Annotated in this window: 16 protein-coding genes and 1 riboswitch; of the genes, 5 read left to right on the top strand and 11 right to left on the bottom strand. The window is 72.0% G+C overall.

The features are described from left to right. Positions 1 to 17: 17 nt before the first annotated feature. The 3 genes from F0U47_RS07050 to purN all read right to left on the bottom strand — a co-directional run bounded on the left by F0U47_RS07050 (position 18) and on the right by purN (position 3,208). Complete coding sequence (locus F0U47_RS07050) at positions 18 to 866, bottom strand: bifunctional methylenetetrahydrofolate dehydrogenase/methenyltetrahydrofolate cyclohydrolase (RefSeq protein ID WP_149749617.1); 849 nt, start codon at positions 864 to 866, stop codon at positions 18 to 20. A 26-nt stretch (positions 867 to 892) separates the two neighbouring features. Continuing rightward, the gene (gene purH, locus F0U47_RS07055; RefSeq protein ID WP_149749618.1) at positions 893 to 2,467 is read right to left on the bottom strand and encodes a bifunctional phosphoribosylaminoimidazolecarboxamide formyltransferase/IMP cyclohydrolase; all 1,575 of its coding nucleotides are present in this window, start codon (positions 2,465 to 2,467) and stop codon (positions 893 to 895) included. A gap of 36 nt (positions 2,468 to 2,503) precedes the next feature. Next, positions 2,504 to 2,578: riboswitch (ZMP/ZTP riboswitch) on the bottom strand. 12 nt (positions 2,579 to 2,590) lie between these two features. Beyond that, positions 2,591 to 3,208, bottom strand: a complete 618-nt coding sequence (purN, locus tag F0U47_RS07060; protein WP_149749619.1) for a phosphoribosylglycinamide formyltransferase — start codon at positions 3,206 to 3,208, stop codon at positions 2,591 to 2,593. 97 nt (positions 3,209 to 3,305) lie between these two features. On the opposite strand from purN, the gene F0U47_RS07065 reads away from it, so the two are divergent. Beyond that, entirely contained in the window at positions 3,306 to 3,869 is a 564-nt protein-coding gene (locus tag F0U47_RS07065) for a hypothetical protein (protein WP_149749620.1), read from the top strand. Between the two features lie 7 nt (positions 3,870 to 3,876). On the opposite strand, the gene F0U47_RS07070 is transcribed toward F0U47_RS07065, so the two are convergent. Further along, the gene (locus F0U47_RS07070; RefSeq protein WP_149749621.1) at positions 3,877 to 5,163 is read right to left on the bottom strand and encodes a cell division protein PerM; all 1,287 of its coding nucleotides are present in this window, start codon (positions 5,161 to 5,163) and stop codon (positions 3,877 to 3,879) included. Between the two features lie 109 nt (positions 5,164 to 5,272). Here F0U47_RS07070 and F0U47_RS07075 point away from each other — a divergent pair, with 109 nt between their 5' ends. From F0U47_RS07075 to F0U47_RS07085, 3 genes are all read left to right on the top strand, one after another. Beyond that, complete coding sequence (locus F0U47_RS07075; protein WP_149749622.1) at positions 5,273 to 7,168, top strand: SigE family RNA polymerase sigma factor; 1,896 nt, start codon at positions 5,273 to 5,275, stop codon at positions 7,166 to 7,168. A gap of 117 nt (positions 7,169 to 7,285) precedes the next feature. After that, the gene (locus tag F0U47_RS07080) at positions 7,286 to 7,798 is read left to right on the top strand and encodes a SigE family RNA polymerase sigma factor (protein ID WP_149749623.1); all 513 of its coding nucleotides are present in this window, start codon (positions 7,286 to 7,288) and stop codon (positions 7,796 to 7,798) included. Beyond that, positions 7,791 to 9,833: a hypothetical protein gene (locus F0U47_RS07085; RefSeq protein WP_149749624.1), complete on the top strand. Its 2,043-nt coding sequence runs from the start codon at positions 7,791 to 7,793 to the stop codon at positions 9,831 to 9,833. Before F0U47_RS07080 ends, F0U47_RS07085 begins: the two co-directional genes overlap by 8 nt. A 67-nt stretch (positions 9,834 to 9,900) precedes the next feature. Here the strand turns inward: F0U47_RS07085 and sucD are convergent, their stop codons facing one another. Further along, positions 9,901 to 10,797: a succinate--CoA ligase subunit alpha gene (gene sucD / locus F0U47_RS07090; protein WP_149749625.1), complete on the bottom strand. Its 897-nt coding sequence runs from the start codon at positions 10,795 to 10,797 to the stop codon at positions 9,901 to 9,903. A 12-nt stretch (positions 10,798 to 10,809) separates the two neighbouring features. After that, on the bottom strand, positions 10,810 to 11,985 hold the full coding sequence (gene sucC, locus F0U47_RS07095) for an ADP-forming succinate--CoA ligase subunit beta (RefSeq protein WP_149749626.1): 1,176 nt from the start codon (positions 11,983 to 11,985) through the stop codon (positions 10,810 to 10,812). A 310-nt stretch (positions 11,986 to 12,295) separates the two neighbouring features. Here sucC and F0U47_RS07100 point away from each other — a divergent pair, with 310 nt between their 5' ends. After that, positions 12,296 to 13,297 carry a M23 family metallopeptidase gene (locus tag F0U47_RS07100; protein WP_149749627.1) on the top strand — a complete coding sequence of 334 codons (1,002 nt, stop codon included), beginning with the start codon at positions 12,296 to 12,298 and terminating at the stop codon, positions 13,295 to 13,297. 47 nt (positions 13,298 to 13,344) lie between these two features. Here F0U47_RS07100 and pcrA read toward each other — a convergent pair whose 3' ends face one another. The 5 genes from pcrA to F0U47_RS07125 form a co-directional block, all read right to left on the bottom strand. After that, on the bottom strand, positions 13,345 to 15,807 hold the full coding sequence (gene pcrA / locus F0U47_RS07105) for a DNA helicase PcrA (RefSeq protein ID WP_149750511.1): 2,463 nt from the start codon (positions 15,805 to 15,807) through the stop codon (positions 13,345 to 13,347). Between the two features lie 82 nt (positions 15,808 to 15,889). Further along, positions 15,890 to 16,246 (bottom strand): hypothetical protein, encoded by a 357-nt coding sequence (locus tag F0U47_RS07110; RefSeq protein ID WP_149749628.1) that lies wholly within the window; start codon positions 16,244 to 16,246, stop codon positions 15,890 to 15,892. Positions 16,247 to 16,260: 14 nt separating this feature from the next. Next, positions 16,261 to 17,154, bottom strand: a complete 894-nt coding sequence (locus F0U47_RS07115; protein ID WP_223162687.1) for a M15 family metallopeptidase — start codon at positions 17,152 to 17,154, stop codon at positions 16,261 to 16,263. A 7-nt stretch (positions 17,155 to 17,161) separates the two neighbouring features. Continuing rightward, on the bottom strand, positions 17,162 to 17,818 hold the full coding sequence (locus F0U47_RS07120) for a LuxR C-terminal-related transcriptional regulator (protein ID WP_149749629.1): 657 nt from the start codon (positions 17,816 to 17,818) through the stop codon (positions 17,162 to 17,164). Between the two features lie 7 nt (positions 17,819 to 17,825). Then, positions 17,826 to 19,115, bottom strand: a complete 1,290-nt coding sequence (locus tag F0U47_RS07125) for an ATP-binding protein (protein ID WP_149749630.1) — start codon at positions 19,113 to 19,115, stop codon at positions 17,826 to 17,828. Positions 19,116 to 19,256 lie beyond the last annotated feature (141 nt).

The following is a 19,256-nucleotide window of genomic DNA, read 5'->3' on the forward strand; positions in this document are numbered from 1 at the left end:
GGGGAGCGCCTCGTCGTTCAGCGCGACACCTGCTTCTCGGCCATGGCGACGACGTTCGCGAGGAGCATCGCCCGGGTCATCGGGCCGACGCCGCCGGGGTTCGGCGACACCCAGCCCGCGACGTCCCACACGTCGGCGGCGACGTCGCCGGCGAGCTTGCCCTCGACCCGGGACACACCGACGTCGAGCACGGCGGCACCCGGCTTGACCATGTCGCCGGTGATGATGCTCGGCACCCCGGCGGCGGCGACCACGATGTCGGCCTTCCGCACGTGGGCAGCGAGGTCGACCGTCCCGGTGTGGCACATCGTGACCGTGGCGTTCTCGGAGCGGCGGGTGAGCAGCAGGCCGAGCGGCCGGCCGACGGTGATGCCGCGGCCGACGACGACGACCTCGGCCCCGGCGATCGGCACGTCGTGGCGGCGCAGCAGCTCGATGATGCCGACCGGTGTGCACGGCAGCGGTCCCGCCTCGCCGAGCACCAACCGTCCGAGATTGAAGGGATGGAGGCCGTCGCAGTCCTTGTCGGGGTCGACGCGGGACAGCAGGGCGAACTCGTCGAGACCGGTCGGCTGCTGGACGAGGAACCCGGTGCACGCAGGATCCGCGTTGAGGTCGTCGATGACGCTCTCGACCTCGGCCTGACTGGCCGTCGCCGGCAGATCGCGTCTGATCGAGGTGATGCCGATGGAGGCGCAGTCCTTGTGCTTCGCGCCGACGTACCAGTGCGAGCCGGGGTCATCGCCGACCAGGACGGTGCCGAGCCCGGGGGTAACGCCCTGCTCCCTCAGCTTAGCCACTCGCTCGGTCAGCTCAGCCTTGATGGCTTGAAGAGTGGCGGTCCCGTCGAGCTTCTGTGCGGTCACAGCACCGATCCTTCCTCAGTCGTTGCTCAGTGCGCGAAGTGGCGCGTTCCGGTGAAGTACATCGTGACGCCCGCAGCCTGGCAGGCCGCGATGGTCTCCTCGTCCCGCACCGAGCCGCCCGGCTGGACGATGGCCTTGACGCCGGCGTCGAGCAGGATCTGGGGTCCGTCGGCGAACGGGAAGAACGCGTCGGACGCCGCGACGGACCCGGTCGCCCGCTCCCCCGCCCGGGCCACCGCGAGCCGGCACGAGTCGACCCGGTTGACCTGGCCCATGCCGATGCCGACCGACGCGCCGTCGGAGGCGAGCAGGATCGCGTTGGACTTCGCCGCCCGCACCGCGCGCCACGCGAACGCCAGGTCGGCGAGCGTGGCCTCGTCGGCCGCTTGTCCGGTCGCCAGCGTCCAGCGCGTCGGATCGTCGCCCTCCGCCTGGAACGTGTCGGTGTGCTGCATCAGCAGCCCACCGCTGATCGGCCGCACCTCGGCGCCGCCCGGCTGGAGCGGCTCGGCGACGAGGACCCGGATGTTCTTCTTGCTCTGGAGGACCTCGACCGCGCCGTCGTCGTACGCCGGCGCCACGATCACCTCGGTGAAGATCTCCGCCACCTGCTGGGCCATCGCGACGGACACCGGGACGTTGGTGGCGATGACGCCGCCGAACGCGGAGACCGGGTCGCACTCGTGCGCCCTCCGATGGGCCTCGGCGACATCCGTGCCGACCGCGATGCCGCACGGGTTGGCGTGCTTGATGATCGCGACGGTCGGCTGGTCGCCGTGGTCGTACGCCGCCCGCCGAGCCGCGTCGGTGTCGACGAAGTTGTTGTAGGACATCTCCTTGCCGTGGAGCTGCTCGGCGGCGGCGAGCCCGCCGGGCCCGAAGCCGGAGCGGTAGAGCGCGGCGGGCTGGTGCGGGTTCTCGCCGTACCGCAGCCCCGCGCTCTTGTTCCACGTCGCGCCGACCCACGCGGGGAACCCGCTGCCCCCGGAGGAGTCGGTGAGCACGTTGCCCATCCACGACGCGACGTGCACGTCGTAGGTCGCGGTGTGCACGAATGCCTTGGCGGCGAGCGCCTCCCGCTCGGCCTGGGTGAAGCCGCCCGCGAGCGTGGCCTCGAGCGCCCGGCCGTAGTCGGCGCCGTCGGTGATGATCGCGACCGAGGCGTGGTTCTTGGCGGCCGCGCGGACCATCGACGGACCGCCGATGTCGATCTTCTCGATGCACTCCTGCACCGACGCACCCGACATCACGGTGTCGGTGAAGGGATAGAGGTTGACCACGACCAGGTCGAACGGCGCCACCCCGAGCTCCTCGAGCTGCGCGACGTGCTCGGGCAGCCGGCGGTCGGCCAGGATGCCGGCGTGCACGCGCGGGTGCAGCGTCTTGACCCGGCCGTCGAGGCACTCGGGGAACCCGGTCAGGTCCTCGACCTTGGTGACCGGCAGGCCGAGCGACTCGATCAGCGCCGCCGAGCCTCCGGTCGAGACCAGCTCGACGCCGGCGCCGGCGAGGCCGCGGACCAGCTCGTCGAGGCCGGTCTTGTCGTAGACGGACACGAGGGCCCGCTTGATCGCGATCCGGTCAGCAGTGGGCTCAGGCATGCGGAATGGTGCTCCTCATCGGGTCGGTGCAGTCGACGAGGGCACCCAGGCGGTCGATGCCGGCTCACACTCCCTGGTGGTGTCCCACCTACGCCAGTCGTGTGCCCTCACTCTACCGAGAGGTCACCCTCCCAAACGAACCCGCCGGCCGTCGACCGTCCAGCCCTCGCGGGCCATCCGGCCCACCGTGTCGACGAGCATCGCGCGCTCGGCCACCTTGATCCGCTCGTGCAGGGTCTCGACGGTGTCGTCGTCCTCCACGGGCACGGCGGTCTGGGCGACGATCGCGCCGGTGTCGACGCCGTCGTCGACGACGAAGAGCGTGCAGCCGGTGATCTTGACGCCGTACTCCAGCGCCTCCCGCGGCCCGTGCATGCCGGGGAAGGCCGGCGACAGGGCAGGGTGCGTGTTGATCGTGCGGCGCCCGAGGACCGGGAGGTACGACGCACCCACCAGCTTCATGAAGCCCGCCAGCACGACCAGGTCGGGCTCGTAGGACGCGACGCTGTCGGTGAGCGCCGCGTCCCAGTCCTCCCGGCTCGCGAAGTCCTTGACCCGGTGCACGAACGTCGGGATCCCCAGGCGCTCGGCGCGGGCCAGCCCCTCGATGCCGTCGCGGTCGGCTCCCACGGCGACCACGGTGGCGCCGTACGCCGGATCGGCGCAGGCGTCCAGCAGGGCCTGGAGGTTGGTGCCGGCACCCGAGACGAGCACGACCAGTCGTGCGGGAGCGGCTGCCACGCCCGGATTCTAGGCGACGGGCGACAGGTAGGCTCCGCCGAGGCTCGGGGCCACCTTCGGGACGGACCCGGGTCCTCAGTCGACCCGGAGGACGAACATGACACAGCCGCCGCCCCCGCCCGGCCCCTACGGCCAGCAGCCGAACCCCTACGGGCAGCAGCCGGGACCGTACGGGCAGCCCTACCAGCCGAACCCCTACGGGACGCCGCCGAAGAAGAGCAACAAGACCCTGTGGATCGTGCTCGGCATCGTCGGCTTCGTTCTGTTGCTGTGCTGCGGCGGGTTCATCGGCCTCTTCGCCTTCGTGTGGAACGAGGCGGACAACGCGATCGACGAGGAGCGCGAGAACGACACCCCGTCCGCGGTCGAGCATGGTGATTCGTTCGAGCACGACGACTTCCGGATCGAGTCCGGGTGGAGCGTGGTCAGCGACGACCTCGGTGACTTCGACATCGAGGGGCTGACGGTGACCAACGAGGACGACACCTCCCGCTCCGCCTCCCTGGAGTTCACGATCTATCGGGACGACGTCGAGATCGCCGCGATCAGCTGCAACTCCGGCGGCACGCTCGAGCCGGACGTGAAGACGGCGGTCGACTGCTACTCGGTCGACCCCTACGTCGCCGACTTCGACACCGTGAAGGTCGCCGACTCCTTCTGAGCCCGCCCTAGCGACGGGCGCGGACCCGGCCGGCCAGGCCGGCGAGCAGCTCGGCACCGTGGCGCTGCCACCACGTCATCGCCAGGGCGCCCAGCAGCCCGCCGATGCCGAAGGCGGTGACGGCGTGCAGGAGCACGTCGAACGCGAACGGGCCGATCTCCGTCATCCGGCCCGGCCCGACGGCACCCCCTGCGAGGGTGGTGAGCAGGCCGAGCACCAGGCCCGCGACCAGGCCGCTGCCGCAGCCGCGGGTCGCTGCCTGGTCCCACGCCGCTGCGGGGCGCGAACGGTGGGCGAGCGCCGACGCGAGGAACGCGACCAGCACCGGCGTGGCCATCAGCCACCCGGTCCAGCCGGGCGTGGGTCCGCTGTCGGGGAGGGCGGCGAGCAGCGGGAACAGCGGCAACGGACCGAGCACGACCGCGCCGGGTGACACGAGCGTGCCGGTGCCGACGGTGAAGCCCGGACCGAGCAGGTAGGCGCTGCTGAACAGCCCGGCGTTCGGGAGGACGGCGAGGGTCAGCGCGCCGATCATCGCGGTCTCGCCCGTGTCGGAGCGCAGCTGCGAGACGATGTTGGCCGCGGTCGAGAAGTCGAGCACCAGCGCGACGAGGAGAGCGACGAGCGCGACCGCCAGCCACGCGCGCAGCATCGAGCGCACCAGCGCTGCCCCGTCACGGATCGCAGCGGGAACCGCCGGCACCCAGATCGCCGCCCTGCCTGATCCCCGGGCCAGCGCCGGGAGCCCGACACCGCCGGCGAGGAGCACCGACCACAGGACGACCCGGCCGGTGCTGGGCGCGGTCTCGACGGTCGACGCCAGGGTCGTCGCGACGACGCCCACGAGGACGTAGCCGACGGTGAACATGCCGGCCGCGACCGGGACGGTCCAGTCGCGCTCGCCGTCGGCGATCCGGCCGGCGTCCGGGCCGTGGCCCGACACCGACTCCCCCACCCGGTGGCCGACCCGCCAGACCGACCAGGCGGCGAGGAGCGTGAGCCCGAGGGGTACGGCGGTGATCCGGACGCCCTCGACGGTCACGCCGGCGCCGTGCGCGACCAACCAGCCCAGTGCTCCGACGCGCAGCGCACCGCTCGGCGTGCCGTGGCTGCCGGCGTCGGTCAGGAACCAGCCGACCACGGCGACCGCCATGCAGACGAGCAGCGGACCGGCGGCCGCGAGCGCACCGCCGAGCGTCGCCGTCGGCACCAGCGGTCGGCGCGCCACGAGAGTCTGCCGGAGGTCGGACTCCTGGCTCGCGCTCTTGCGGGGCGGCGACTGCAACGACGTCATGACTCCTTCATCTTCACGCCGGACGGGCACCGAAAGGCGGTGCCACGCCGGTCCAGGAGCGGCAGCCGGTTGCCGCCTTCGATCCGCGGCGTCGTACCTTGGTCCGGTCATGGTCTCCACCGCCCTCCCGCCGGACCCGACGGCCGAGTTCGACGCGTTCTACAAGTCCGCGCGGGACCGGTTGCTCCTCCAGGCCTACGCGCTCACCGGTGATCTCGGCGCAGCCCGGAGCGCCGTGCGCGACGCGTTCGTCGTCGCCTGGCACCACTGGCGGAAGACCTCCCGCCTCGACGACCCCGAGTCCGCGGTGCGACCGCACGCGTGGCGGCACGCCCAGCGGCGTGCCACGGTCCGCCCCTGGCACAAGGAGAAGGGCCTCGACGCCGACAACCGCGCGACCCTCGACGCGCTCGCGTCGCTGTCGACGCAGCAGCGACGCGCGCTGATCCTCACCCAGCTGGCGGCGGTGTCGATGGAGGAGATGGCACGCGAGCTCGGGCTGCCGGCCGACATGGCGGAGCGCGAGCTGCAGAGCGGCGCCGCCCAGTTCGCGGCGCACCGCGACGTCGCGACGTCGTCGATCCCGATGGCGTTCGCGGCGCTGGGGACGGCGATCCGCGACGTCGCGTGGCCGCGGGTCACCATCATCCGCCGGGCGGGCGCCGCGCGGCGGCGGATGCACACGGTGGTCGGTGCCGGCGTGGTCGTCGCGGCCCTGGTCACCAGCGGCGCCGTCGTCACCGACGCCACCGGGGTGCGGCCGACGCTCGCGCGTGAGGCTGTGGCAGGACCGAACGGCGGCTCGGTCGCGGCGGGTCCCGAGGTCGTGCTGCCCGACACCAGCCTCCTCCCGCTGGAGACGGTGCGCCGCACGCTGATCGGCGACTGGCAGCAGGGGCGGACCCACGACAACTCCGTCGGCAACGGGGTCGTGCTGCCGTGCCAGCCCGCCGAGGCGGACGCCCGCTACGCCGACCCCCGTGGCAGCGCGGCCTGGGTACGGGCCTTCCGCAACGGCAAGGCGGGCGAGGCGCCCCGCCGGCTCACCGAGGTCGTCGAGGCGTCCCGCAGCCCCGAGCGCGCCCGCAAGACCTACCAGCGGCTGCGCGGGTGGGTCGCCGACTGCCTCACGCCCGGCTACCGGCTGGTGGCGACCGCCGAGCCACCCGCCGTGGCCGACTCTTCTGCCGTCTTCGTCCTCCACGACCAGCACCCCGAGACGGCGACGTACGTCGTCGGGGTCGCCCGGACGGGCCTGTTCACGACTGCCGTCGCCCTCAGCACCGACGTCGCACCCGAGGTCGCCGACCGCTCGGGTGTCGCGAGGCTGCTCGGGGAGGCCGTCGACCGGCTCTGCACCCTCCCGGACGCGGGCCGCTGCGCCGGCGATCCCGGCCCGCTCGAGCTGGTCACGCCGTACGCCGCCGGGCAGGTGCCCGCGATGCTCGCCCAGGTCGACCTGCCGTTCGTGGGCGACCCGGCGCAGCCGTGGATGGGCACACCTCCGCGCGAGATCACCAATGCCAGCACCGAGATCGACGTGCTCGGCTGCGTGCAGCCCAGCCTCGCCGGGGAGTACGACGGCGACCGGTTCCGCGCCGACCTGGTCCGCACCTTCGTGAAGGTCGACAGCGACCTGCCGGCGGAGTTCGGGCTCACCCAGGCGGTCGCCTCCCTGCCCAAGAAGGCCGCCGGTGCGCTGCTCGAGGACTACCGGTCGGCGATCAACGGCTGCCCCGACCGCGACGCCGGCGCGGGCACCGAGGTCCGGGTGCTCAGCGCCTCCGACGACGGCGACGTCTCCTTCACGGCGTGGCACCTCAGCACCCGGCTCCCGAACGAGCGCACCGTGGAGTACTCCGTCGCGTTCCTCCGGCGCGGCTCCGCCGTCTCCCAGCTGGTGTTCGTCTCCGCACCGGGCGCTCGGATGACCGACGACCAGTTCGTCACCCTCACCCGGCGCGCGCTCGACCGGCTCGCGCAGCTCCCGCCGTACCCGGGCTGACCTCCCGCGAAGAATCGCCGGGGCGGATGCAACCCGGGCCCGGGCTCACGCGTACCACCATCGACATCACACGCTGCGGGTCTCGGGCCGCAGCCGGGCGCGGAGAGGGGGACGGCCGTGGAGGCACAGGAGTTCGACGAGCTCTATGCCGCGTCGTTCCGTCGGATCACCAGCCAGGTCTACGCCATGATCGGCGACCTGGACGAGGCCACCGAGTGCGTGCAGGAGGCCTTCGCCCGCGCCTGGGCGAACCGCCGGAAGCTCGACAAGGCGGAGTACCCCGAGGCGTGGATCCGTACGACGGCCTACCGGCTCGCGGTGAGCCGCTGGCGCCGTACCAGGCTCGCGAAGCGGCCGACCGATCGGGCGGTCGGCTCCCACACCCAGCTGCCCGCCGTCGACGAGTCGCACGTCGCGCTCGTCGCCGCGTTGAAGAAGCTGCCCGAGGCGCAGCGCCAGGCGCTGGTGCTGCACCACATCGCCGACCTCCCGGTCCACCAGATCGCGGCCGAGGTCGGCGTCCCCGAAGGAACCATCAAGGCCCGGCTGAGCCGCGGACGCACCGCGCTGGCCGCGCTGCTCACGGACGAGACCCCTGGCGGTCTGGCTGGAGGAATGAGCCATGTCTGACCCGATCGAGAAGCTCACCCGTCTCGGCGACGCGATGGAGGGAGCACCGATGCCACTTCCCGCCTCCGAGATCCGCGCCCGTGGCGACCGGATCCGCCGCCGCAGGCACATCGTCGTCGCCGGCGCCAGCGCCGCCGTCGTCGCTGCTGTGGCCGTGCCCGTCGTCGCGCTCACGATCGGCGGCGGATCCGACGACAAGCCGGAGCTTGCCCCTTCGCCGACCATCTCCGACCCGGTGGCGACCGCGCCGCTGACCACCGAGAACCTGCTCACCGGCGAGGATGCGGTCTATCCCACGGGGGGCATGGTCGACTGGGTCGAGTCCGACACCTACCCCGGCGACGGCCAGGCCGCGTTCAGCCCGTGCGCGCAGCAGTCGCTCGACGGCCTCGGCGCCGAGGCCGTCCTCCGCCGGGACTTCGAGTTCGTCGTCACCGAGACCAACGAGGTCGACGGGACCAACTACCTCAACGAGGTCATCGCGGAGTTCCCCAGCGCGGCCGACGCCGAGGCGGCGTACGCGGAGATCAAGGAGTGGCACGTCGAGTGCCTCCCGCCCGGCGCAGACCGCTACGACGCCGGCGACTTCGCGGCGGTCCCGGTCGGCGTCGAGGGCACGGCTGAGGTGCAGCTTTCCACGTACCGTCCGGTCGACGAGAGCCTCGACCCGACCGGTGACCTCGGCTACTTCCTCGAGACGGGACTCGTCCTGTCCGGCGACCGGGTGGCCGTCCTGAGCCAGAGCATCGTCGGTCAGGACTACAACTTCGAGGCCGACCGCCGGCCGATCGTAGTGATGCTGCCCGACGCGGCGCGCCAACTGGTGCTCGGCAACGGCGACGGCCAGCCGTCCGAGCCCGGGGGGACCCGGCTGATCCCGGACGACTTCCCGCTCGCCGCCGGGTGGCCGGACAGCTCGCAGGCCGACGGCGAAGGGCTGGAAGGACCGAACCGCACCCTTCCCTCGCTGGAGTTCTCCGCCTGCGACGCGACGTTCGCGGAGCCCGACTACCTCGATCGCCTGCTCGCCACCTGGAGCGGCGCGGAGGACTACCGCGTGCGGCAGCTCACGGTGTATGCCGACGCAGCCGCCGCCACGACTGCCACGGACGAGCTGGTGGACTTCTTCCGCTCGTGCGGGACCGGGCCGGTCCGTGACGATGGTTACCGCACCGACTACGAGGTGGTCCCGGTCGACGCCGGCGAGCAGGCGTGGGCCGTCCTGCAGCGGGACAGCTTCGAGGGCGCCGAGACCCCGTTCGGGTCGACCACGGTGGTGGTCCGGGTCGGGGCAGCGGTCATGATCCTCGACCACGGTGGGCACGCCGGCTACCCGAGCGGCGACGGGCAGGCCGCGATCGCGTCCATCATCGACGAGGCGGCCGAGCCGATCACCGCGATGACTGCGCTGCGACAGGCCGCCGACGGCCCAGACCTGACGAACCCTGCCGAGGTCACGACGATCCCGGACGGGTTCCCGCTCGGGCTCGCCATCAGCGAGCCACCCGAGGAGGACGGCGGGACGAACGTCGCCGGGCCGGGCGCCGAGGTGGCGGGCGTCCGTGCGCAGACGGCGTGCGGCACGCCCCTGGCCATGCCCAACGCCGGAAGCCCGGACCCCGAGCACGAGCTCGGCTACTCGGTCTCGGACATCGAGGGCTACGACGGACGGACCATCCGCGCCTATCCGACGGTCGAGGCGGCACTCGACGAGATGGCGAGCCTTCGCGCCGCGGTGCAGGGTTGCAACCGCGACGACGACGGCGACGGCCGGTCGGACCGGCGGTGGCGGACGTTCAGCTCCGACACCGGCTACGACTCGGTCACGTTCGGCTACACGTACGACGGGACGGACGATGTCGGGGCGCCGGCCGGGCAGCTCTACACCGTCGTCCGGGTCGGCAACGCGATCCTCGCCATCGAGTGGGCCGGGGAGTACAGCGCCGAGCTCATGGCTGACTCCGCATCCACCCAGGTCCAGATCGCACGTGGGATCGGCGCAGAGATGTGCGTGTTCACCGTCGACGGCTGCTGACCGGGAAGGGACGACGAAGGGCCGTCACCCGATCGGGTGACGGCCCTCGTCGTGCATAGCGAGCGGGTCAGAGGCCCTGCAGGATCTCCCGAGCCAGCGCGGCGGTCTCGGACGGCGTCTTGCCGACCTTCACGCCGACGGCCTCGAGGGCCTCCTTCTTCGCGGCGGCGGTGCCGGACGAGCCGGACACGATCGCACCCGCGTGGCCCATGGTCTTGCCCTCGGGGGCGGTGAAGCCCGCGACGTAGCCGACCACCGGCTTGGTGATGTTGTCCTTGATGTAGGCCGCGGCCCGCTCCTCGGCGTCGCCGCCGATCTCGCCGATCATCACGATCACCTTGGTGTCCGGGTCCTCCTCGAAGGCCTGGAGCGCGTCGATGTGCGTGGTGCCGACGATCGGGTCACCGCCGATGCCGATGGCGGTGGAGAAGCCGAAGTCCTTCAGCTCGTACATCATCTGGTAGGTCAGCGTGCCTGACTTGGACACGAGACCGACCGGGCCGGGGCCGGTGATGGTGTGCGGGGTGATGCCGGCGAGCGACTCGCCCGGCGTGATGATGCCCGGGCAGTTGGGGCCGATCATCCGGGTGGACTTGCCCTGCAGGTAGGACCACACCTCAGCGGTGTCCTGGACCGGCACGCCCTCGGTGATCACGACGATCAGCGGCATCTCGGCGTCGATGGCCTCGACGCACGCGTCCTTGGTGAACGCGGGCGGGACGAAGAGGACGGAGACGTTGGCGCCGGTCTCGGTCATGGCCTCCTTGACCGTGCCGAACACGGGGAGCTCGACGTCCTTGCCGTCGTGGTCCTTGTGGGTGACCGTGGTGCCGGCCTTGCGGGCGTTGACGCCACCGACGATGGACGCGCCCGAGTCGAGCATCAGGGCGGTGTGCTTGGCACCCATGCCGCCGGTGATGCCCTGGACGATGATCTTGGAGTCCTTGTTCAGGTAGATGCTCATGTCGTCGTCCTCTCAGGCAGCCTGGTTGTTGGCGAGCTCGGCGGCCTTGTCGGCCCCGCCGTCCATCGTCTCGGCCAGGGTCACCAGCGGGTGGTTGGCGTCGGCGAGGATCTGGCGCCCCAGCTCGACGTTGTTGCCGTCGAGGCGGACGACGAGCGGCTTCTTCGCCTCGTCGCCGAGGATCTTCAGCGCGCCGACGATGCCGTTGGCGACCTCGTCGCAGGCGGTGATGCCGCCGAAGACGTTGACGAAGACCGACTTGACCTGCGGGTCGTGGAGGATCACGTCGAGGCCGTTGGCCATGACCTCCGCGTTAGCGCCGCCACCGATGTCGAGGAAGTTGGCCGGCTTGACGCCGCCGTGGGCCTCGCCGGCGTACGCGACGACGTCGAGGGTGCTCATGACGAGACCCGCGCCGTTGCCGATGATGCCGACCTCGCCGTCGAGCTTGACGTAGTTGAGACCGAGGTCCTTGGCCTTCGACTCGAGGTGGTCGGCCTCCTCGCGGATCTCGAACTCCTCGTGGTCGGGGTGGCGGACCTCGGAGGCGTTGTCGTCGAGCGACACCTTGCCGTCGAGCGCCTCGAGCTTGTCGCCGGCGAGGCGGGCGAGCGGGTTGACCTCGACGAGGGTCGCGTCCTCCTCGACGAACACCTTGTAGAGCTTCTCGATCATCTCGACGGCCTGCTCGAAGACGGGCTCCGGGAAGGCGGCCTCGGTGGCGATCGCGCGGGCCTTGTCGGCGTCCACGCCGGCGCCCGGGTCGATCGCGATCTTCTTCACGGCGTCCGGGTTGGTCTTCGCGACCTCCTCGATCTCGACACCACCCTCGACCGACGCGATGCAGAGGTACTGGCGGTTCGAGCGGTCCAGGAGGAAGGAGAAGTAGTACTCCTCCTCCGGCGGGGTCGCGGGGGTGATCAGGACCCGGTTGACCGGCAGGTCCTTGATCGTCAGGTTGAGGATGTTGGTGGCGTGCTCGAAGGCCTCGTCCGGCGTCTTGGCCAGCTTGACGCCCCCGGCCTTGCCGCGGCCGCCGGCCTTGACCTGCGCCTTGACGACCACGACGCCGCCCATCTTCTCCGCGGCGGCCTTCGCCTCCTCGGCGGTCTCGACGACCACACCGAGGGTGGTCGCCACCCCGTGCTTGGCGAAGAGCTCCTTCGCCTGAAACTCCATCAGGTCCACTGGTTATGTCCTCAGCTGTTCGGGTGCGGGCCACGCTGCAGTGCGGGTCCTCGGGCACCCTAGTCGGGTGGTGCCGGTCCCGACGAGGGTGCCCACGGAGGACGTGACCGGCGTTACATCGCTCAGGGGGTTTATTCCCCACAGGACCGGCCGGGGGGATTTCTGCTGGAGCGGCAGATCGGTTAGGGTCGTCCGGATTCGTTCACCAGGCCGTCGCCTGACGGCCACTGGCAGCGGGACCCCGTGGGGGAGGTCGCCGTGACCGAGGTGGACCAAGGACCAGATCGTCGACACGGGGACACACCAGCCGATGGGCAATCACCGAGGGGCACGACGCGCCGCGCCGCAAACCCGCTCGGAAAGCCCTGCGAAGCGGCCGTACGCCGGCCGCCGGGTCGCCAGCCGCGACACCGCCGCCGAGGCGTCGACCGCCCGTAGCGCCGACCTCCCCGAGCTTCCCGCCGTCACAGTCGAGCTGCCCGCCGCGACCTTCACCGCCACGACCGCAGACTCGCTCCGGCCCGCCGTGCCCGGCAAGCGCCGCGCGGCGAAGGCCACCCGCACCCCGCTGATGCGGGGCCTGCCGTCGCTGCCGGTGATGGTCGGTGTCGCCGCCCTCGCCGTGTCGGCCGGTGGCGTCCTCACGACCAGCGACACGACGCTCGTCGGCAGCGACGCCGCGCGGATCGCCGCCCCGAACGCCGCCTCCGGCGAGATCGGCGGCGGCGTCTACGACGCCCTCGACCGCTCCCCCGTCCTCAGCCGCGACTCCGACCGCGACGCCCTGGAGGACGCCAGCGAGGCGTCGATCGTCCAGGAGGTCGAGCTCCAGGCCGAGCAGCGCAACGAGGCGCTCGGCAACCTGGCGGAGCAGGCCGAGAAGGAAGCCAAGAACATCAACCTCAACCGGTGGTCGCTCCCGATCGCCGCCGGGGTCTACCGGCTGTCGGCCGAGTTCGGCCAGGCCGGCCCGTACTGGTCCAGCGGCTACCACACCGGCCTCGACTTCGCGGCGCCGAGCGGCACGCCGATCATGTCCGTCGCCAACGGCGTGGTCACCTCGGTCGGCTACGAGGGGGCCTACGGCAACCAGACCGTCGTCACCCTCGAGGACGGCACCGAGGTCTGGTACAACCACCAGACGTCGTTCACGGTGTCCGAGGGCGAGAACGTCATCGCCGGCCAGGTCATCGGCTACGTCGGCTCGACCGGCAACTCCACGGGCCCCCACCTCCACCTCGAGGTCCGCCCCGGTGGCGGTGACCCGGTCGACCCGTTCGCCGCGCTCGTGGTGAACGGCGTCAACCCGTAGGTGTTCGCTCGGGGCTCACGCGCGTCTCGGGCCTGAGCCGGCAGCTCTCAGAGCTTCTCGACAGGCGCGTAGCGGAGCAGCAGCCGCTTGACGCCCTCGGTGCCGAAGTCGATGGACGCGACCGACTTCTCGGCCTGACCCTCGACGGAGACGACGGTCCCCAGCCCGAAGCTGTCGTGGGTGACCCGGTCGCCGGGCTCCAGCACCGGGATCGGGCGGCTGGGCTTCGCCTTCGCGGCCGCGTCGGCGCGGGCGGCCGCGGACGTGAAGTTGCGGCGGCCGGCGGCGGTCGGGCTGCCGAGCCGCTGACCGGCGTACGACGACGCGGAGTCGCTCGCGAACGTCGGCCGCGACCAGCGGCTCTGGTCGGCCTCGGTGCGGCGCCAGTCGACGAGGTCCACCGGCAGCTCGCTGAGGAAGCGCGACGCCGGGTTGTGGGCCGGCGCGCCCCAGGCGGAGCGGACGACCGCGCGGGAGACGTAGAGCCGCTGGCGGGCGCGGGTGATGCCGACGTAGGCCAGTCGCCGCTCCTCCTCGAGCTCCGGCCGGTCGCCGAGCGACCGTGAGTGCGGGAAGACACCGTCCTCGAGACCGGTGAGGAAGACGACCGGGAACTCCAGGCCCTTCGCCGTGTGGAGCGTCATCAGCGTCACGACGCCCTGGTCGGGCGGCGCGTCGGGGTCGACGGTGCGGTCAGCGGGCGCGTCGGGGATCTGGTCGGCGTCGGCGACCAGCGCCACCCGCTCGAGGAAGTCGGCGAGACCGGGCTCGACCAGTCCGGCGTCGACGTCGGCGGGGTCCGCGCTCGGCCCGGCGACGGGGTCCTCGGCGAACTCGCGGGCCACGGCGACCAGCTCGCCGAGGTTCTCCACGCGGGTCTCGTCCTGCGGGTCGTCGGACGCCTCGAGGGACGCGAGGTAGCCGGAGCGGTCGAGCACCGTCTCGAGGATCACGTCGGGCCGCTCGCCGCCCTCGACCATCGACTGCAGCTCGGTCACGAGCGCAACGAAGCCCTCGATGTTGGCCTGGCTGCGGGTGGCGAGCCCGGGCGCCTCGTCGGCGCGCTGGAGGGCCTCCCAGAACGTGATCTGCTCGCGGGTGGCCAGCTCGTTGACGCACTCGACGGCACGGTCGCCGATGCCGCGCTTGGGGGTGTTGAGGATCCGGCGCAGGGAGACCTGGTCGTCGGGGTTGACCAGCATCCGCAGGTAGGCCAGCGCGTCACGGACCTCGCGCCGCTCGTAGAACCGCACGCCGCCGACGACCTTGTAGGGCAGGCCGGTGCGGATGAAGATCTCCTCGAACACCCGGGACTGGGCGTTGGTGCGGTAGAACACCGCGACGTCGCCGGCCTTGTGGCCGTGGTCGGTGAGCTTGTCGATCTCGTCGGAGACGAACCGTGCCTCGTCGTGCTCGTCGTCGGCGACGTAGCCGATGATCCGCTCGCCGTCACCGGCTTCGGACCACAGCCGCTTCTCCTTGCGGCCCTGGTTGTGCCCGATGACCACGTTGGCAGCGGTGAGGATGGTCTGGGTGGAGCGGTAGTTCTGCTCCAGCAGGATCGTCCGCGCGTCGGGGAAGTCCTGCTCGAAGTCCATGATGTTGCGGATGTCGGCACCGCGGAACGCGTAGATCGACTGGTCGGCGTCACCGACCACCATCAGCTCGGCGGGCGGCACCCGGTCGTCGCCGGCGTCGTACGCCGTGGTGGTGGTCTCCTCCAGGCTCTGCCCGCAGAGCTGGTGGATGAGGGCGTACTGCGCGTGGTTGGTGTCCTGGTACTCGTCGACGAGGACGTGCCGGAACCGCCGCCGGTAGGTCTCGCGGATGTCCGGGTGGAGCTGGAAGAGCCGGACCGTCTCCATGATCAGGTCGTCGAAGTCGAGGGCGTTGGCCTCGCGGAGCCGGCGCTGGTAGAGGGAGTACGCCGCCGCGTAGCTCTCCTCGATGCTGTTGCGGGCGTCGGCCTTGACCTCGTCGGGCTCGCGCAGCTCGTTCTTGTGGTTGCTGATCCAGTGGAGCACCGGGCCCGGCTGGTAGCGCCGCGGGTCGAGGTCGAGGTCGTTGCAGACCAGGGTGACGAGCCGCTTCTGGTCCTGGGCGTCGTAGATCGAGAAGTTCGACTTCAGCCGGGCGTAGCCGAGGTGCTCGGCCTCCTTGCGGAGGATCCGGACGCAGGCGGAGTGGAACGTGCTGACCCACATGATCCGGGCGCGGTTGCCGACCAGGTCGGTCACGCGCTCCTTCATCTCGGCGGCAGCCTTGTTGGTGAAGGTGATCGCCAGGATCGAGCCCGGGTGGGCCTTGCGCTCGGAGATCAGCCAGGCGATCCGCCGGGTCAGCACCCGGGTCTTGCCCGACCCCGCGCCCGCCACGACGAGGAGCGGCGGACCGGCGTGCTTGACCGCCTCCCGCTGGGGGTCGTTGAGGCCCTCCAACAGCTCGTCCGCGGTCGGTCCGCGCCGCGTCGTGCGCGGCTCCTCGGCGGGGGTCGTGCCCTCGAGGCTCATGCCCTCGAAACCGGGCAGCGGCTGGACTCCACTCATGCTGTCGCCAGCCTACGGCGCGGCACCGTCACCGGCGCCCGGGGGATCAGCTGTGGACGGGCGACCAAGCCACCGCGACGCAGACCTCGACGACGGAGAGCAGGAGCAGGCCAGCCCACAGGCCCTTGGGGATCGTGGCCTTGCGCGTGTTGGCCATGACGAGCACCAGGAGCACGAGGCCGAGCGCGAACTTCACGCCGATCTTGGCGTGGTTGACGTCGCCGTCGCCCGCCTCGAGCACGCCGACCAGGGCGAGGCCCGTGAGGAACGCGGTGCCGACGCCATCGCGCATCGCGCCGTTGACCTTCTTCTCCTCCGAGCCGGCCTGGGCCAGCAGCCCGCCGATCAGGGCGGCGAACCCGAGGATGTGGAGGATGAGCAGGATCAGGCGGAGCGTGTCCATGGCGAGGAGCCTAGTCAGAGGCCCGTCGCGGTGAAGTGCTGGTAGTCCTTGAGCGTCGACCAGGCGCCGCCCCACGACCAGCCGATCCGCGCGAACTCGCGGACGGCGACCGAGCCGGGCTGCACCATGCCGGGGCGCTGCCAGCCGCGGTCGAGGTACGACGACGCGAGCTCGGGCAGCACGACGTCGCCCTTCTGGTAGGGGTTGTTGAACGGGTTGATGTCGACCGCGAGCCCGTAGGCGTGCGCCGACCACGAGGTCCCCCCGCGCATCGGCCGGCACACCAGCCCGGCGGTGTTGTTGCCGTCGCCGGTCGGGTGCGCGTCGAGGTCCGCCGTCGTCGGCAGCCGCATCTCCTCGATCGGGAAGCCGGCCCGGAAGAGTGCCGCGAACACCGACACCACCTCCTCCGCCTCACCCGCCGCGACGACGAGCTCGCCGGTGTGGGCGAGGCCGTCGAAGCCGCGGAACGACACCGTGAGGTACCGCAGCCCGTCGAGCCCGACCGGGCACGCGGGCGACCAGGTCTTCCCCATCCGCCGCCGGATCGCCGGCGTCACCGGCCCGATCGTCGAGTGGAACCGGCCGTCCACGGGTGGCGGCAGCAGGTCGGTGGTCACGAACCGGCGCTCGACGAGCTCGGGCGGCGTCGGTCGCATCTCGCCGAACCCGTCGGGTCTCAGCGGGAGCGGGGTGGCGCCCAGCGCCCAGTCGGAGTAGGACGACGGCGGGCCGGCCGGGCGGCGGTCGGACTCCCCGGACGGGTCCGTCCGCGCGCTCTCCTGCTGGCTGTGCCTCGCGGTCTCCGCCGGGTCCGCCGGCCCGCCGGTCGGCTCGACGTCCGCGGCGCAACCGGTGAGCGTCAGCGCCAGGAGCAGCGCGACGGCGTACGCGGCCGGTCTCCGCACGAGCACCTCAGAGGAGCCGCCGGTCGGAGGCCCACTTCGTCAGCTCGTGGCGCGAGGAGAGCTGGAGCTTGCGGAGCACCGCCGACATGTGGGTCTCGACGGTCTTGATCGAGATGAAGAGCTCCTTGGCGACCTCCTTGTAGGAGTAGCCGCGGGCGATCAGCCGCATCACCTCGCGCTCACGCTCGGTGAGCCGGTCGAGGTCCTCGTCGATCTCAGCGACCTCGATCGAGCCGGCGAACGCGTCGAGGACGAAACCCGCGAGCCGCGGCGAGAACACGGCGTCCCCGTCGGCGATCCGCTGGATGGCGTCGACCAGCTCGGCGCCGGTGATCGTCTTGGTGACGTAGCCGCGGGCGCCACCCCGGATGGTGCCGATGACGTCCTCGGCCGCGTCGCTGACGGACAGCGCCAGGAACCGCGGCTGCTCGGCCAGCGCGCGGGTCGACAGCTTGCGCATGACCTCGACGCCGCCTCCTCCGGGCAGGTGCACGTCGAGCAGCACGACGTCGGGCCCGGTCTCGGTGATCGCGGCGACCGCGCTGTCGACGTCCTCGCCCTCACCGACCACCGTGACGGCGCCCCTGCCGGACGCCTCGAGCTCGGCGGTCACGCCGCGGCGGAACATGGCGTGATCGTCCACGACCACTACTCGGACGGTCATCGAGCTCTCAGTCCCCCTCACGATCGCGGCCGAGGTGCAGTCGCACCTCGGTGCCCTCACCGGGCGCGGACCGCACGTCGGCGGTGCCGCCGTGCCGGTGCATCCGGTCGATGATGCTCCGGCGCACGCCGAGCCGGTCCTCCGGGGTCGCGTCCGGGTCGAAACCCACGCCGCGGTCACGCACGAACACGTCGACGGCGCCCGGCGTGATCTCGGCGTACACGTCGATCCGCGGCACCCCCGCGTGCTTCGCGGCGTTGGTGGTCGCCTCCCGCGCGGCCGAGACGATCGGGCGCATCGTCTCGTCGAGGTCGCAGTCGCCGACCGCGACGACGTCGACGTTGAGGCCGTAGGCGTCCTCGATCTCCCCTGCCATCGCCCGCAGCGCGCTGCCGACGGTGCGCTCGTCGAGCGACTCGGTCGAGAACAGCCAGGACCTGAGGCTCCGCTCCTGGGCGCGGGCGAGCCGGGCGGCGTCGGCCGGGTTCTTCTGGATCAGTGCCAGCGTCTGGAGCACCGAGTCGTGGAGGTGGGCGGCCACGTCGGCCCGCTCCTGCGTGCGCACCCGCTCCTCCCGCTCGTCGCTGAGCTCATTGGCCAGCCGGTAGATCCACGGGCCGACCACGATCGCGAGGCCGCCGAGGACGAGCAGCACGGCGAGCGTCACGTCGCGGGCGAGCGACAGCGAGCCACCACGGAGCGAGAACAGCACGATCGCGACCACGATCAGGCCGACACCCGCCGCGAGCCGGGCGTACGACGCCCAGCCACCGTCACCGAGGACGATCCGGACCGGGTCGATCCGGCCGGTCGCATCGACCCAGCGCTCCCGCTGCGCCTCGTCGGCCTGGCGCCAGAGCAGTCCGACACCGACGATCGCGATGCCGAGGGGCCAGACCCAGCCGCCGGCGCCGAGCAGGCCCTCGAGGACGAAGACCGCGCCGATCCCGAGCGCACCGAGGACGATCACCGGTCCGACGTCGGTCAGCCGGCGGACCGGCCCCGGCCGACGACCGCCGCGGGTGGCGCTGTCGAGCCCCGGCGCGAGTGCCGCGCCGGCCGGCGGGCCGGCCGGGAGCATCGCCCACAGCACGGCGTACGCAGCGATGCCCGCGCCGCCGAGGACCGCGGTCACGACGAACCCAGCGCGCACCACGAGCACGGTGAGACCGAGGTGCTCGGCCAGTCCCGCGGCGACCCCGCCGAGCACGGGCTCGCGCAGGTCGCGGTAGGCGCGTCGGACGTCCCGCGGAGCGTGTGTCCCCGGTGCGCCGATGGTCCCCAACGATCCCGTCATGGTGCATCCATCGTCACACAGCGCGGTCGCGCGGAGCAGCGGGATGAACCCTGAGCCGACCCCGAGACCGGCGCCCACGCGGTGCGGCAAGATTCAGGGCAGTCCCCGATGGTGCGCGCACGCGCGACGACCCAGTCTGAG

The organism is Nocardioides antri, from assembly GCF_008373765.1.
In the GTDB taxonomy this organism is placed as follows: domain Bacteria; phylum Actinomycetota; class Actinomycetes; order Propionibacteriales; family Nocardioidaceae; genus Nocardioides; species Nocardioides antri.

What these genes read in the sequence shown, in the direction of transcription:
- purH (WP_149749618.1), bottom strand. Translation starts at nt 2,467, where the DNA reads ATGCCTGAGCCCACTGCTGACCGGATCGCGATCAAGCGGGCCCTCGTG.
- F0U47_RS07065 (WP_149749620.1), top strand. Translation starts at nt 3,306, where the DNA reads ATGACACAGCCGCCGCCCCCGCCCGGCCCCTACGGCCAGCAGCCGAAC.
- F0U47_RS07070 (WP_149749621.1), bottom strand. Translation starts at nt 5,163, where the DNA reads ATGACGTCGTTGCAGTCGCCGCCCCGCAAGAGCGCGAGCCAGGAGTCC.
- F0U47_RS07075 (WP_149749622.1), top strand. Translation starts at nt 5,273, where the DNA reads ATGGTCTCCACCGCCCTCCCGCCGGACCCGACGGCCGAGTTCGACGCG.
- F0U47_RS07085 (WP_149749624.1), top strand. Translation starts at nt 7,791, where the DNA reads ATGTCTGACCCGATCGAGAAGCTCACCCGTCTCGGCGACGCGATGGAG.
- sucD (WP_149749625.1), bottom strand. Translation starts at nt 10,797, where the DNA reads ATGAGCATCTACCTGAACAAGGACTCCAAGATCATCGTCCAGGGCATC.
- F0U47_RS07100 (WP_149749627.1), top strand. Translation starts at nt 12,296, where the DNA reads ATGGGCAATCACCGAGGGGCACGACGCGCCGCGCCGCAAACCCGCTCG.
- pcrA (WP_149750511.1), bottom strand. Translation starts at nt 15,807, where the DNA reads ATGAGCCTCGAGGGCACGACCCCCGCCGAGGAGCCGCGCACGACGCGG.
- F0U47_RS07110 (WP_149749628.1), bottom strand. Translation starts at nt 16,246, where the DNA reads ATGGACACGCTCCGCCTGATCCTGCTCATCCTCCACATCCTCGGGTTC.
- F0U47_RS07120 (WP_149749629.1), bottom strand. Translation starts at nt 17,818, where the DNA reads ATGACCGTCCGAGTAGTGGTCGTGGACGATCACGCCATGTTCCGCCGC.
- F0U47_RS07125 (WP_149749630.1), bottom strand. Translation starts at nt 19,115, where the DNA reads ATGACGGGATCGTTGGGGACCATCGGCGCACCGGGGACACACGCTCCG.